The organism is Burkholderia sp. MSHR3999 (assembly GCF_000833595.1).
GTDB classification, from domain to species: domain Bacteria; phylum Pseudomonadota; class Gammaproteobacteria; order Burkholderiales; family Burkholderiaceae; genus Burkholderia; species Burkholderia ubonensis.
In genome coordinates, this window is sequence record NZ_JRFO01000001.1 from 376590 (window position 1) to 390764 (window position 14175).

13 protein-coding genes are annotated in these 14175 nt (G+C 68.7%); 4 read left to right on the forward strand and 9 right to left on the reverse strand.

Translation table 11 applies throughout. The features are described from left to right. Nucleotides 1-69 precede the first annotated feature (69 nt). The 6 genes from ruvC to KY49_RS01840 form a co-directional block, all read right to left on the reverse strand. A complete protein-coding gene (ruvC, locus tag KY49_RS01815) occupies nt 70-612 on the reverse strand; it encodes a crossover junction endodeoxyribonuclease RuvC (RefSeq protein ID WP_010091364.1) in 543 nt (180 codons plus the stop codon). Between the two features lie 142 nt (nt 613-754). After that, nucleotides 755-2320, reverse strand: coding sequence for a bifunctional phosphoribosylaminoimidazolecarboxamide formyltransferase/IMP cyclohydrolase (purH, locus tag KY49_RS01820; protein WP_042583124.1), 1566 nt, complete (start codon nt 2318-2320; stop codon nt 755-757). Between the two features lie 44 nt (nt 2321-2364). After that, complete coding sequence (locus KY49_RS01825; protein ID WP_006401675.1) at nt 2365-2598, reverse strand: Fis family transcriptional regulator; 234 nt, start codon at nt 2596-2598, stop codon at nt 2365-2367. Beyond that, entirely contained in the window at nt 2595-3659 is a 1065-nt protein-coding gene (gene dusB / locus KY49_RS01830; RefSeq protein ID WP_010091366.1) for a tRNA dihydrouridine synthase DusB, read from the reverse strand. The genes KY49_RS01825 and dusB overlap by 4 nt, the downstream gene beginning before the upstream one ends. A gap of 164 nt (nt 3660-3823) precedes the next feature. After that, entirely contained in the window at nt 3824-5002 is a 1179-nt protein-coding gene (locus tag KY49_RS01835; protein ID WP_042583125.1) for a UbiH/UbiF/VisC/COQ6 family ubiquinone biosynthesis hydroxylase, read from the reverse strand. Between the two features lie 40 nt (nt 5003-5042). Continuing rightward, the gene (locus KY49_RS01840) at nt 5043-6440 is read right to left on the reverse strand and encodes an aminopeptidase P N-terminal domain-containing protein (protein ID WP_042583126.1); all 1398 of its coding nucleotides are present in this window, start codon (nt 6438-6440) and stop codon (nt 5043-5045) included. A 180-nt stretch (nt 6441-6620) separates the two neighbouring features. Between KY49_RS01840 and KY49_RS01845 the strand changes: the two genes are divergently transcribed. After that, nucleotides 6621-7235: a glutathione S-transferase family protein gene (locus KY49_RS01845; RefSeq protein WP_010091369.1), complete on the forward strand. Its 615-nt coding sequence runs from the start codon at nt 6621-6623 to the stop codon at nt 7233-7235. Nucleotides 7236-7337: 102 nt separating this feature from the next. On the opposite strand, the gene KY49_RS01850 is transcribed toward KY49_RS01845, so the two are convergent. From KY49_RS01850 to KY49_RS01860, 3 genes are all read right to left on the reverse strand, one after another. Continuing rightward, the gene (locus KY49_RS01850; protein ID WP_042583127.1) at nt 7338-8957 is read right to left on the reverse strand and encodes an FMN-binding glutamate synthase family protein; all 1620 of its coding nucleotides are present in this window, start codon (nt 8955-8957) and stop codon (nt 7338-7340) included. A 331-nt stretch (nt 8958-9288) separates the two neighbouring features. Then, nucleotides 9289-10446 carry a tRNA 2-thiouridine(34) synthase MnmA gene (mnmA, locus tag KY49_RS01855; protein ID WP_042583128.1) on the reverse strand — a complete coding sequence of 386 codons (1158 nt, stop codon included), beginning with the start codon at nt 10444-10446 and terminating at the stop codon, nt 9289-9291. Continuing rightward, complete coding sequence (locus tag KY49_RS01860) at nt 10443-10952, reverse strand: NUDIX hydrolase (protein WP_042583129.1); 510 nt, start codon at nt 10950-10952, stop codon at nt 10443-10445. The genes mnmA and KY49_RS01860 overlap by 4 nt, the downstream gene beginning before the upstream one ends. A gap of 281 nt (nt 10953-11233) precedes the next feature. On the opposite strand from KY49_RS01860, the gene KY49_RS01865 reads away from it, so the two are divergent. Genes KY49_RS01865 through KY49_RS01875 form a run of 3 tightly spaced genes read left to right on the forward strand, consistent with a single transcriptional unit; the run spans nt 11234 to nt 14163 of the window. Beyond that, nucleotides 11234-12373, forward strand: coding sequence for a Re/Si-specific NAD(P)(+) transhydrogenase subunit alpha (locus KY49_RS01865; protein ID WP_042583130.1), 1140 nt, complete (start codon nt 11234-11236; stop codon nt 12371-12373). Nucleotides 12374-12385: 12 nt separating this feature from the next. Next, nucleotides 12386-12712 carry an NAD(P) transhydrogenase subunit alpha gene (locus tag KY49_RS01870; RefSeq protein WP_010091374.1) on the forward strand — a complete coding sequence of 109 codons (327 nt, stop codon included), beginning with the start codon at nt 12386-12388 and terminating at the stop codon, nt 12710-12712. Next, complete coding sequence (locus KY49_RS01875) at nt 12709-14163, forward strand: NAD(P)(+) transhydrogenase (Re/Si-specific) subunit beta (RefSeq protein ID WP_042583131.1); 1455 nt, start codon at nt 12709-12711, stop codon at nt 14161-14163. The genes KY49_RS01870 and KY49_RS01875 overlap by 4 nt, the downstream gene beginning before the upstream one ends. Nucleotides 14164-14175: the final 12 nt, after the last annotated feature.

A 14175-nucleotide genomic window follows, 5' to 3' on the forward strand; every position in this document is an offset into this window, starting at 1 on the left:
GCCGTTCGGCCGGGGGTGCAGGAAGCAGGGCGCGCGGCAGGGCGATCGCCCGGTGCGCGCCGCCGGGCGTCAGCCGACGAGCCGGCCGCGCCGCACGCGCAGCCCTTTCTTCGCGAGCGCCGGCGCGAGGCCGCCGAGCGTGCCGAGCGTGTTGCCGCCGTGTGCGTGGCAGATCGCCATGCCGAGCGCGTCGGCCGCGTCGGTGCCGGGCTGGCCGGAGAGATTCAGGAGCCGCGTGACCATTTCCTGCATCTGCGCCTTGGTCGCGCGGCCGTAGCCGACGACGGCCTGCTTGAGCTGCAGCGCGGTGTATTCGGCGACCGGCAGCCCGCCCGTGACGAGCCCGCAGATCGCGGCGCCGCGCGCCTGGCCGAGCAGCAGCGTCGACTGCGGGTTGACGTTGACGAACACCTTTTCGATCGCGGCCTGATCGGGCGCGTGTTCGCGCACGAGCGTCGAGACGCCCTGGAAGATCGTGCCGAGCCGGGTGGCCAGATCGGCCGTCGGCGTGCGGATCACGCCGCTCGTGACGTACGCGAGCCGGTGGCCGCTGACGTCGATGACGCCAAAGCCGGTGACGCGCAGGCCGGGGTCGATGCCGAGAATTCGCATGTCAGGAGGGAATTGCGTGATGCCGCGATACTACAACGAAAGGCGCGGCACGCCGCCGCGATGCGGCCGCGCAACAAAAAACCCGGCGGGTGCGACGCCGCCGGGCTCGTGTATCGCGGCCCCGTGGGCCGCGCACCGTCGATCAGTGACGGAAGTGGCGCACGCCCGTCAGGATCATTGCGATGTTGTGCTCGTCGGCCGCCGCGATCACTTCGTCGTCGCGCACCGAGCCGCCCGGCTGGATCACGCAGGTCGCGCCCGCCGCCACGACGACGTCGAGGCCGTCGCGGAACGGGAAGAACGCATCCGACGCGACTGCCGAGCCCGCGAGCGTGAGGCCCGCGTTCTGCGCCTTGATGCTCGCGATGCGCGCCGAGTCGACGCGGCTCATCTGGCCTGCACCGACGCCGAGCGTCATGCCGTTGCCGCAGAACACGATCGCGTTCGACTTCACGTACTTCGCGACGCGCCACGCGAACAGCAGGTCGTCCATTTCCTTCGGCGTCGGGTGGCGCTTCGTGACGACGCGCAGCTCGTGCGGCTGCACGTTCTTCGCATCGAGCGACTGCACCAGCAGGCCGCCGCCGACGCGTTTCAGGTCGAACGCGTTATGGCCTTCGCCCGGCGCGATCTCGAGCAGGCGCACGTTCTGCTTCGCGGCGAACACCTGCTTCGCGGCGTCGGTGAACGACGGCGCGATCAGCACTTCGACGAACTGCTTCGCGACGGCTTGCGCGGCCGCTTCGTCGACTTCGCGGTTGAACGCGATGATGCCGCCGAACGCCGACGTCGGATCGGTCTGGAACGCCTTCGCGTAGGCGTCGGCCGAGTCGTTGCCGACCGCGACGCCGCACGGGTTCGCATGCTTGATGATCACGCAGGCCGGCGCATCGAACGTCTTCACGCATTCCCACGCGGCGTCCGAATCGGCGATGTTGTTGTACGACAGTTCCTTGCCCTGCAGCTGGCGGTAGTTCGCGAGCGCGCCGGCGGGCGTCGCGATGTCGCGGTAGAACGCGGCGCTCTGGTGCGGGTTCTCGCCGTAGCGCAGGTCCTGCACCTTGTCGAACGCCATGTTCAGCGTTGCCGGGTACGGGTTGCGCGACGTGTGCTTGAGCTCGTCGGTCAGGCTCGTCAGGTAGTTCGTGATCGCGCCGTCGTACTGCGCGGTGTGCGCGAACACCTTGGTCGCGAGACGGAAGTTGGTCGGATAGCCGACCGTGTTGCCGTTCGCCTTCATCTCGTCGAGCACGACCGCGTAGTCGGCCGGATCGACGATCACCGTCACGTCACGGTGGTTCTTCGCCGCCGAGCGCAGCATCGTCGGGCCGCCGATGTCGATGTTTTCGATCGCGTCAGCGAGCGTGCAGTCGTCCTTCGCGATCGTCGCGACGAACGGGTACAGGTTCACGACGAGCAGGTCGATCGTCGGGATGTCGTGCGCGGCGAGCGCCTGCATGTGCTCGGGCAGGTCGCGGCGCGCCAGGATGCCGCCGTGCACCTTCGGATGCAGCGTCTTCACGCGCCCATCGAGCATTTCCGGGAAGCCGGTGTAGTCGGCCACCTCGGTGACGGGCAGGCCGGCGTCGGCCAGCAGTTTCGCGGTGCCGCCGGTCGACAGCAGCTTGACGCCGAGGTCGGACAGCGACTTCGCAAAGTCGACGATGCCGGTCTTGTCGGAAACGGAAATGAGCGCTTGCTTGATCATGATGGAACCACCAATAGCCAGGGAAACGGGGACAAGGCGGCCGGCTACAGCAGGCCGTGCTGCTGCAGCTTCTTGCGCAGCGTATTGCGGTTGATGCCGAGGTACTCCGCGGCGAGCGACTGGTTGCCGCCCGCCTGTTCGAGCACGACCTCGAGCATCGGCTTTTCGACGCAGGACATCACCATTTCGTAGACGTCGTGCGGATTGGAGCCGTCTAGATCCCGGAAATACACGTCCAGGCTCTCGCGGACACATTGTTCGATGTTGTGCTTGCTCATGCTGCTAACTGGTTATGGTCGTCCGACTCGCCGTGGTCGTCCCCGTCCTCGTCGACGTAGACGAGGTGATCGGACAGCGCCTTCTGCGCTTCGAAGAATGCATTGACGGCGGCGAGCTGCTCGCGGGTGGAATCGAGCGTGTTCATCCGGTGCCGGAACCCGTTGGCGCCGGAAAGGCCGCGAGTGTACCAGCCGATGTGCTTGCGCGCAGTACGGACTCCCGTGAATTCTCCGTAGAACGCGTAGTGATCTTCCAGATGCTCGTTCATCACCTGCTGGATCTCGTCGATCAGCGGCGGCGGCAGCAGCTCGCCGGTTTGCAGGAAATGATCGATTTCGCGGAACAGCCACGGCCGGCCTTGCGCGGCACGACCGATCATCAGCGCGTCGGCGCCGGTCGCGTCGAGCACCGCCTTCGCTTTCTGCGGCGACGTGATGTCGCCGTTCGCGACGACCGGAATGCCGACCGCCGCCTTCACGGCAGCGATGGTTTCGTATTCGGCTTCGCCGCGGTACAGGTCGGCGCGCGTGCGGCCGTGCACGGTGAGCATCGAGATGCCGGCGGCCTCGGCGAGGCGCGCGACCGTGATCGCGTTCTTGTGCTCGCGGTCCCAGCCGGTGCGGATCTTCAGCGTGACGGGCACGGCGTCGGGCCCCGTGCCGACCGCGCCGACGACCGCCTCGACGATCTGCTTCACGAGCGGCTCGTTCTGCAGCAGCGCGGAGCCCGCGGCGACGTTGCACACCTTCTTCGCCGGGCAGCCCATGTTGATGTCGATGATCTGCGCGCCGTTGTCGACGTTGTAGCGGGCGGCTTCGGCCATCATCGCCGGGTCGGCGCCGGCGATCTGCACGGCGATCGGCTCGACTTCGCCTTCGTGGTTCGCGCGCCGCATCGTCTTGGCGCTTTTCCACAGCTGGGCGTTGGACGCGACCATTTCGGACACGGCATAGCCGGCCCCCAGCCGTTTGCACAGCTGGCGGAACGGCCGGTCCGTCACGCCGGCCATCGGGGCGACGAACAGGTTGTTGCGCAATACGTGAGAGCCGATAACGGGCATCGCAATGACATCGCCCGCGGACCAGCGCGGGCATGAAAACGGCGGAGGGAAACGCGCATTTTACCGTATTCCCCTGCCGCGCCGATTTGACCCGGTTTGTCCGGCGCGCTGCGCGTGGCGTGCATCGGACACCGCGCGGTGCGGCAGGGGCGGCGGCGCGCGCGTCAGCGGCGCTGGCCGAACATCATCTGGCGGGCGATCGCGGCCTTGAGCGGCGGCACGAGTTCGAGCGCAGTCAACGCCGCGCCGCGCAGCAGCGTGAGCGGGCCCGCCTCGATCGTGAACAGCCGCGCGAGCGTGTCGGTCGCGCCGATCGTGAAGCGCCGGTCGAGCGCGCGCCGCGCGTTGAAGGCCGCGAGCGCGGCCGGCTCGGCGCCGTGCGCGGACAGCGTGTCGACGAGCGTATGCGCGTCGCGCAGGCCGAGGTTGAGCCCCTGGCCCGCGACCGGGTGCAGCGTCTGCGCGGCATTGCCGACGATCGCGGTGCGGCGCTCGACGAGCGTCTGCGCGGCGTTCAGGCCGAGCGGAAACGACGCGCGCCCGGCGATCGCGACGAAGCGGCCCATGCGCTCGCCGAACGCGGCGCCGAGCTCGTGCAGGAACGCGTCGTCGGGCAGCGCGGCGCGGCGAGCGGCTTCGCCGGGCTCGCAGCACCACACCAGCGCGTAATCGGCGCCGCCGAGCGGCAGCAGCGCGAGCGGGCCTTCGTGCGTGAAGCGCTCCCACGCGACGTTCGGGCGCGGCGCGGACACCGTCACCGTGCCGACGAGCGCGGTCTGGCCGTAGTCGCGGCGGTGCTTGCCGCCGTCGTCCCGCTGCTCGTGGAACAGCCCGCCTTCGGCGTTGACGACGATCCGCGCGCGCAGCGTGCGTTCGCCCTGCGGGCCGTCGAGCGTCAGCGTGACGCCGTCGGCGTCCTGCCGAGGCGCGCGCGCCGAGGTCGACGTGAGCCAGTCGACGCGCGTGCCGCGCACCGCGCCCGCCAGCGCCTGCACGATCGAGCCGTAGCGCACGACGTAGCCGAGCGCCGCCACGTCGTGCTCGTCGCGATCGATCAGCGTGCGGCCGAAATGGCCGCGCTGCGACACGTGGATGTGTTCGATCGGCGTCGCGTCGGCGGGCCACGCGAGCGTGTCGAGCAGCACGCGGCTGCCGTGCGACACCGCGATCGCGCGCGGATCGTTCGCACTTGCGGCGGGCTCGCGCGCGTCGATCAGCGCGATCGACCAGTGCCGCGTCGCGCTGCGCCGCGCGAGCCAGCCGGCCAGCGCGAGCCCGACGGGGCCCGCGCCGACGATGGCGATGTCGTGGTCCGGCGTGGCCGGGGAGGAATCGGTCGTCATCAGGAATCGTGAAACGGATGAAACGGTCGGCGCCGCCTGCTCAGGCGTCGTGCGCCGCGCCTGCGCGCATCAGCGCCTCGATCTCGGCGGCCGCGACGGGCACGTCGCGCGAAATCAGCTCGCAGCCCTGCTCGCGCACGATCGCGTCGTCTTCAATGCGGATGCCGATGTTCCAGTATTCGGGCGGCACGTCGTCGGCGGCGCGCACGTACAGGCCCGGCTCGACGGTCAACGTCATGCCGGCCTGCAGCGTGCGCCACGGCAGCGCGCCGTTGGCGTCGCGCTCGGCGAGCCGCTCGCGGTAGTCGCCGCAGTCGTGCACGTCCATGCCGAGCCAGTGGCCGGTGCGGTGCATGTAGAAGCGCGCATACGCACGCTCCGCGATCACGTCGTCGACGCTCGAGAAGCGCGTCTTCGGGATGATGCCGGTGTCGAGCAGGCCCTGCGCGAGCACGCGCACCGCAGCGTCGTGCGGCGCCTCGAACGGCACGCCGGCGCGCGTCGCGTCGATCGCCGCCTGCTGCGCGGCGAGCACGATATCGTACAGCGTGCGCTGCGCGGGCGAGAAGCGACCGTTGGCCGGGAACGTGCGGGTGATGTCCGACGCGTAGCCGTCGAGCTCGCACGCCGCGTCGATCAGGATCAGGTCGCCGTCGCGCGCGGCCGTGTTGCCGGCCGGGTAATGCAGCACGCACGCGTTCGCGCCCGCCGCGACGATCGAGCCGTAGGCCGGCGCCTGCGCGCCGTGCTTGCGGAACGTGTAGAGCAGCTCGGCCTCGAGTTCGTATTCGCGCACGCCCGGCCGGCACGCCTGCATCGCGCGGCGATGCGCGAGCGCCGAGATGTGCGCGGCGCGCATCATGATCGCGAGCTCGTGCTCGTCCTTGACGAGCCGCATGTCGTCGACGAGCGGCGTGAGGTCGAGCAGCGCGTCGGGCGCGGCGACGCCCGTGCGCGCCCGCGCGCGCACCGCATCGAGCCAGCGGCCGAGCTGGCGGTCGAACTCGGCCGACGCGCCGAACCGGTAGTGCACGGTGCCCGCATCGGCGAGCAGGCGCGGCATTTCCGTATCGAGCACGTCGGCGGCGTATGCCGCGTCGAAGCCGAACGCGTCGCGCGCGGCCTCCGGGCCGTAATGAAAGCCTTCCCAGATCTCGAGGTCGAGATTCTTCGCGCGGCAGAACAGGATCGATTGCGGCGCGCCGTGCGGCGCGGACGCGTTCAGCACGAGCACGGCGTCCGGCTCGGCGAAGCCCGTCAGGTAGTAGAAGTAGCTGTCGTGGCGATACGGGTAGCCCGTGTCGCGGTTGCGCATCACTTCCGGCGCGGTGGGAACGATGGCGACGCCGCCGCCCGCGGCGCGCAGTGCGGCAAGCACGCGCTCGCGGCGCTGGCGGTAGACGTCGACGGCGATGGCGGATTCGTGGGGCGCATTCATCGTGCGATTGTAGCGCCGCCGGACGCGGCGCGTGAGAGGGCGTGGGAAGGGGGCCGCAACGGCGCCGGCGCGGTTGTTGCAAACCATCCACAGGCCGGATGGGCGATTTTCTACCGGCTGTCGCCGGCCGGTTATGATCGGCGACAACGTATACTCTCGGCGGTTCCTCAACAAAGGCAGATGATGAAATTAATCGGTTCGCTCAGCAGCCCGTTCGTCCGAAAGGCGCGGATCGTGCTTGCTGAAAAGAAGATCGACTACAAGCTGGAGCTCGAGAACGTCTGGGCGCCGGATACGAACATTCATGCCTCGAACCCGCTCGGCAAGGTTCCGTGTCTCGTGATGGAAGACGGCGCCGCGGTGTTCGATTCCCGCGTGATCTGCGAATACGTCGACACGCTGTCGCCGGTCGGCAAGCTGATTCCGCCGTCGGGCCGCGAGCGCGTCGAGGTGCGCTGCTGGGAAGCGCTGTGCGACGGCGCGCTCGACGCGTCGGTCGCGATCCGCATCGAAAACGTGCAGCGCGATGCGCATCAGCGCAGCGAGAGCTGGATCGCCCGCCAGCAGCGCAAGATCGACGACGCGCTCGTCGCGATGTCGCAGGGCCTCGGCGGCAAGATGTGGTGCGTCGGTAATCATTACACGCTCGCCGACGTCGCGCTCGGCTGCGCGCTCGGCTATCTCGACTTCCGGATGCCCGAGCTGAACTGGCGCGAGCGCCACCCGAACCTCGACAAGCACTTCGTGAAGCTGATGCAGCGCCAGTCGTTCATCGACACGGTGCCGCAGGGCTGAGTCGGGGCTGAATCGGCAGGCGCCGCTGCCGCCCGCGCATTCCGCAGATGAAAAAAACGCGCCCCGAGAGGCGCGTTTTTTCTTGCCGGGCGGCCGGCGCCGTCACTCGATCGACGCGTAGACGGCGTCGCCGAGCGTGAACGAGTCGCTGCGCGCGAGCGGCCACCATTTCTCGTACAGCGTAAAGCCGCAGTGGCCGCCGTCGAGCAGCGCGCCGGGCTTCAGGTACTTGAGCAGCTGCGACATCAGCCGGACCTCGTGCGGCGCGATGCGCTGCACGATGTGATGCGCGCGCAGCTCGGACGGATGTGCGAGGCCGGCCGCCTGCACGAGCTCCTGCAGCGCGTGCAGCGTGTTGCGGTGGAAGTTGTACACGCGCTCGGCCTTGTCCGGCACGACGAGCGCGCGCTGGCGCACCGGGTCCTGCGTCGCGACGCCGGTCGGGCAGCGGCCGGTGTGGCAGGTCTGCGCCTGGATGCAGCCGACCGCGAACATGAAGCCGCGCGCGGAGTTCACCCAGTCGGCGCCGATCGCGAGCGTGCGCGCGACGTCGAACGCGGTGATGATCTTGCCGCTCGCGCCGATCTTCACGCGCTCGCGCACGCCGATCCCGACGAGCGTGTTGTGCACGAGCAGCAGCCCTTCCTGCAGCGGCACGCCGACGTGATCGGTGAATTCGAGCGGCGCCGCGCCGGTGCCGCCCTCGGCGCCGTCGACGACGATGAAGTCCGGCACGATGCCGGTCTCGAGCATCGCCTTCGCGATGCCGAAGAACTCCCACGGATGGCCGATGCACAGCTTGAAGCCGGTCGGCTTGCCGCCGGACAGCGTGCGCAGCCGCTCGACGAATTCGAGCAGCCCGCGCGGCGTCGAGAATTCCGAGTGCGTCGCCGGCGAGATGCAGTCCTTGCCCATCGGCACGCCGCGCGTCTCGGCGATCTCGGGCGTGATCTTCGCGGCCGGCAGCACGCCGCCGTGGCCCGGCTTCGCGCCCTGCGACAGCTTGATCTCGATCATCTTCACCTGCGGATCGGCCGCCTGCTTCGCGAACTTGTCCGGGCTGAACGTGCCGTCGTCGTTGCGGCAGCCGAAGTAGCCGGACGCGATTTCCCAGATGATGTCGCCGCCGTGCTCGCGGTGGTATTTCGACAGCGAGCCTTCGCCCGTGTCGTGCGCGAAGCCGCCTTTCTTCGCGCCGAGGTTCAGCGAGCGGATCGCGTTCGCGGACAGCGAGCCGAAGCTCATCGCCGAGATGTTGAAGATCGAGATATCGTACGGCTGCGCGCGGCCCGCGCCGACGCGGATGCGGAAATCGTGGTTCGGCAGCTTGGTCGGCGCGAGCGAATGGCTGATCCATTCGTGCGCGAGCGCCTTCACGTTCAGCTCGGTGCCGTACGGGCGGTTGTCGCCGACGTTCTTCGCGCGCTGGTAGACGAGGCTGCGCTGCGCGCGCGAAAACGGTTTCTCGTCGGTGTCGTCCTCGACGAAGTACTGGCGGATTTCCGGCCGGATGAATTCGAACAGGAAGCGCAGGTGGCCCCACAGCGGGTAGTTGCGCAGGATCGCGTGACGGTCCTGGTTCAGGTCGTACAGGCCGAGGGCGACGAGGGCGGCGGGGATCGCGAGCCAGGGCCACGCGATCGCATGGCCGGCGGCGAGGGCCGCGACCGCCATGAACAGGACGACGGCGCACCACATCGCGAGATAGCGTCGGGAAAACATTGGGGACTCCCTATACATTTTCTGGATCGCCGCGATGCGCGATGCAGCGGCGCGGCGGCGGGCGCAACAGCCGGCGGCCGCCTGTGCCGGGTGCGCGGCGACATCCGTCTCGCGGGGCCGCGCATGCGCGCTGCGACCGGCGCCGATGCTGGGCGAGAGTCTACTACGGGAATCGCCAGGCCTGCGCTGACGCGCCGGCAGGGCCGGGCGGCATTTTCCCGAACTCGACGCGGCGCGCGAGCGCTACGACGGCGCGTTGCGCCGCACGGCCTGACGGACGGCGGCGCGGCGCGGTTCGGGAGGGAGGATCGGGAACGGGCCGGCAGGCCGCTCAGCGTGTTTCGGCGAGCGCCGGCGCGCCGGCCTCCGCGGGCGCCCCATGGCCGGGCTGGCCCGGCTGGCCGGTCGCCGCGAATTCGATGATGCCGCCGCCGAGGCAGATCTCGCCGTCGTACAGCACCGCCGACTGGCCGGGCGTGACCGCCCATTGCGCGTCGTCGAAGGTCAGCGAGAAGCGCTCGCCGCCGTCCCGCGCGAACGAGCAGCCCGCGTCCGCCTGCCGGTAGCGGGTCTTCGCGCCGCACGCGAAGCCGTCGGCCGGCGGCTCGCCGGCGGTCCAGCTCACGTTGCCGGCGACGAGCCGGCGCGACAGCAGCCACGGATGGTCGTGGCCCTGCACGACGTACAGCGTGTTCGACGGGATGTCCTTCGCGGCGACGAACCATGGCTCGCCGCTGCCGTCCTTGCTGCCGCCGAGGCCGATGCCCTTGCGCTGGCCGAACGTGTAGAACGCGAGGCCGATGTGCTCGCCGACCGTCTTGCCGTCGGGCGTCTTCATCGGGCCGGGTTTCGTCGGCAGATAGCGGTTCAGGAAATCGCGGAACGGCCGCTCGCCGATGAAGCAGATGCCCGTCGAATCCTTCTTCTTCGCATTCGGCAGCCCGATCTGCGCGGCGATCTCGCGCACCTTCGTCTTCGGGATCTCGCCGAGCGGGAACATCGTCTTCGACAGCTGCGCCTGGTTCAGCCGGTGCAGGAAATACGACTGGTCTTTCGTATGATCGAACGCCTTCAGCAGCTCGAAGCGGCCGTCGCGCTCGCGCACGCGCGCGTAGTGGCCGGTCGCGATCGTTTCCGCGCCGAGCGTCATCGCGTGATCGAGGAACGCCTTGAACTTGATCTCGGCGTTGCACAGCACGTCCGGGTTCGGCGTTCGGCCGGCGGAGTATTCGCGCAGGAACTCGGCGAACACGCGGTCCTTGTATTCGGCGGCGAAGTTGACGGCCTCGACGTCGATGCCGATCAGGTCGGCGACCGACACGACGTCGATCCAGTCCTGGCGCGTCGAGCAGTATTCGCCGTCGTCGTCGTCTTCCCAGTTCTTCATGAACAGGCCGATGACGTCGTAACCCTGTTCCTTCAGCAGCCACGCGGTCACCGACGAATCGACGCCGCCCGACATGCCGACCACGACACGTCGCTTGCTCATTTGTTCACCACCTGACGATCGAATGCGTCCGGCCGCGGCGCGACCGAATGCGTATGCACGAAATCGAGCGGCACGCGCCGCCCGGCGAGATAGTCGTCGACGCAGCGCATCACCGCCGGCGAGCGGTGACGGTCGCCGCATGCACGCAGTTCGTCGGCCGTCATCCACAGCGTGCGGACGATGCCGTCGTCGAGCCGGTGTCCGGCGAGCGGCTCGCCCGCCGCGCCGCAGAACGTGAAGCGCAGGTAGGTGGCGCCCGCGTTGCCGGGGCGGTCGTAATGGGCGAGGTACACGCCGACGAGCGCGTCGGGCTCGAACGGATGCGCGGTTTCCTCGAGCGTTTCGCGGATCACGGCGTCGGCGAGCGATTCGCCGGCTTCGAGGTGGCCGGCGGGCTGGTTGATGCGCAGGCCCGCCGAGGTTTCTTCCTCGATCACGAGAAAGCGGCCGGCGCGCTCGACGATCGCCGCGACGGTCACGTGCGGGGTCCAGATTTCGGGTTTCATGGGATCGCATTTTACCGGTTGCGCCCGGACACTGCCGGGCATGCAGCGATGAATGATCCGACCCCGCAAGATCATCGACGCGGGCGGTGCGCGTCTGTCAAGTGCTGCAACGCAACAGCGCCGCACGATCGTGCGGAAACTGCTGGCGCGCTCCCCGCTTTCGGTTAAAGTGCACCGTGATAGCCGTTGCTCGTGAGCCGGTATGCAAGCCTGTCCGGCTCGCCGTCGCAGTAAGAATCGAATTGAAGAATTAATTACTGTAATGACTGGAGGAATCGACGATGCATATCGGAGTGCCTGCTGAAACGCGGGCGTACGAGGCGCGCGTGGCTGCGACGCCGGAGACCGTCAAGAAATACGCGGCCGCCGGCCACCGCGTGAGCGTGGCGAAGGGGGCGGGCGTCGCGGCCAGCTATCCCGACGATGCCTATGCGGCCGCCGGCGCTGAATTGACCGACCAGTCGGCCGCTTTCGACGCCGACATCGTGCTGAAGGTCCAGGCGCCCACCGAAACCGAGATCCCGTCGCTCAAGCGCGGCTCCGTGCTGATCGGCATGCTCGATCCGTTCAACGGCGAGCAGGCCGCGCAGCTCGCGGCGGCCGGCGTGACCGGCTTCGCGCTGGAGGCCGCGCCGCGCACCACACGCGCGCAGAGCCTCGACGTGCTGTCGTCGCAGGCGAACATCGCCGGCTACAAGGCGGTGCTGGTCGCGGCCGATCTGTACCCGCGCTTCCTGCCGATGCTGATGACGGCCGCCGGCACCGTGAAGGCGGCGCGCGTGCTGATCCTCGGCGCGGGCGTCGCGGGCCTGCAGGCGATCGCGACCGCGAAGCGCCTCGGCGCGGTGATCGAGGCGTCCGACGTGCGGCCGGCCGTGAAGGAGCAGATCGAATCGCTCGGCGCGAAGTTCCTCGACGTGCCTTATGAAACCGACGAGGAGCGCGAGGCCGCGCAAGGCGTCGGCGGCTATGCGCGGCCGATGCCCGCCTCGTGGCTCGGCCGCCAGGCCGCGCTCGTGCACGAGCGCGCGAAGCAGGCCGACATCATCATCACCACCGCGCTGATCCCGGGCCGCCCCGCGCCGACGCTGATCTCGGTCGAGACCGTGCAGTCGATGAAGCCCGGCTCGGTGCTGGTCGACCTCGCGGCCGGCCGCGGGCCCGAATTCGACGGCAGGAAGAGCGGCAACTGCCCGCTGACGGTCGCCGATCAGGTGATCGTCCACAACGGCGTGACGATCGCGGGCCACACCAACCTCGCGTCGATGGTCGCGTCGGATGCGTCCGCGCTGTACGCGCGCAACCTGCTCGACTTCATGAAGCTGATCGTGACGAAGGAAGGCGCGCTGAACATCGACCTGACCGACGACATCGTCGCCGCGACGCTGCTGTGCCGCGACGGCGAAGTCGCCCGCAAGTAACCGGAGGGGACCATGGAAGTCATCAATCACACGGTGATCAACGTGATCATCTTCGTGCTGGCGGTGTACGTCGGCTACCACGTGGTGTGGAACGTCACGCCCGCGCTGCACACGCCGCTGATGGCGGTGACCAACGCGATCTCGGCGATCGTGATCGTCGGCGCGATGCTCGCCACCGCGCTGACGGTCGGCACGGCCGGCAAGGTGTTCGGCACGCTCGCGGTCGTGCTCGCGGCGGTCAACGTGTTCGGCGGGTTCCTCGTCACGAGACGGATGCTCGAGATGTTCAAGAAGAAGGAGCCCAAGCGCATCGAAGGCGGCAAGGAGGGCGCGCGATGAGCATGAACGTCGTTACGCTCCTCTACCTGATCGCGTCGGTCTGCTTCATCCAGGCGCTGAAGGGGCTGTCGAACCCGAAGAGCGCCCGGCGCGGCAACCTGTTCGGGATGGTCGGGATGGCCATCGCGATCCTCACGACGGTCGCGCTGATCTTCAAGCAGGCCGCGTGGCTCGGCGCGAACCTGCCGCTCGGCCTCGGGCTCGTGCTCGGCGCGCTGGTGGTCGGCGGCGCGGTCGGCGCGGTGGTTGCCGCGCGCGTCGAGATGACCAAGATGCCGGAGCTCGTCGCGGCGATGCACTCGCTGATCGGCCTCGCGGCGGTGTGCATCGCGTATGCGGTGGTGGCCGAGCCGGAAGCGTTCGGGCTCGTGCCGCAGGACGCGACGGTGCCGAACTTCATCCCGTACGGCAACCGGGTCGAGCTGTTCATCGGCACGTTCGTCGGCGCGATCACGTTCTCCGGGTCGGTGATCGCGTTCGGCAAGCTGTCGGGCAAGTACAAGTTCCGGCTGTTCCAGGGCGCGCCGGTCGTGTATGCGGGCCAGCACCTGATCAACCTGATGCTCGCGCTGGCGATGCTCGGCTTCGGCATCCTGTTCATGCTGACGCAATCGTGGCTGCCGTTCGTGATCATGACGGCGATCGCGTTCGTGCTCGGCGTGCTGATCATCATCCCGATCGGCGGCGCGGACATGCCGGTGGTCGTGTCGATGCTGAACTCGTACTCGGGGTGGGCGGCGGCGGGCATCGGCTTCTCGCTGAACAACGCGATGCTGATCATCGCCGGCTCGCTGGTCGGCTCGTCGGGCGCGATCCTGTCGTACATCATGTGCCACGCGATGAACCGCTCGTTCTTCAACGTGATCCTCGGCGGCTTCGGCGGCGAGGCGTCGGCGGGCGCCGCCGGCGGCGCGCAGGAGCAGCGGCCGGTGAAGTCGGGCTCGGCAGAGGACGCGTCGTTCATGCTCGGCAACGCGGAGACGGTCGTGATCGTGCCGGGCTACGGCCTCGCGGTCGCGCGCGCGCAGCATGCGCTGAAGGAGCTGACCGACAAGCTGGTCGAGAAGGGGATCGACGTGAAGTACGCGATCCACCCGGTCGCCGGGCGGATGCCGGGGCACATGAACGTGCTGCTCGCGGAAGCGGAAGTGCCGTACGAGATCGTGCACGAGATGGAGGACATCAACGGCGAGTTCGGCCAGGTCGACGTGGTGCTGGTGCTCGGCGCGAACGACGTGGTGAACCCGGCGGCGAAGAACGATCCGAAGTCGCCGATCGCGGGGATGCCGATCATCGAGGCGTACAAGGCGCGCACGGTGATCGTCAACAAGCGGTCGATGGCGGCGGGGTATGCGGGGCTCGACAACGACCTGTTCTACATGGACAAGACGATGATGGTGTTCGGCGATGCGAAGAAGGTCATCGAGGATATGGTGAAGTCGGTCGACTGACGTGCTTGCTTC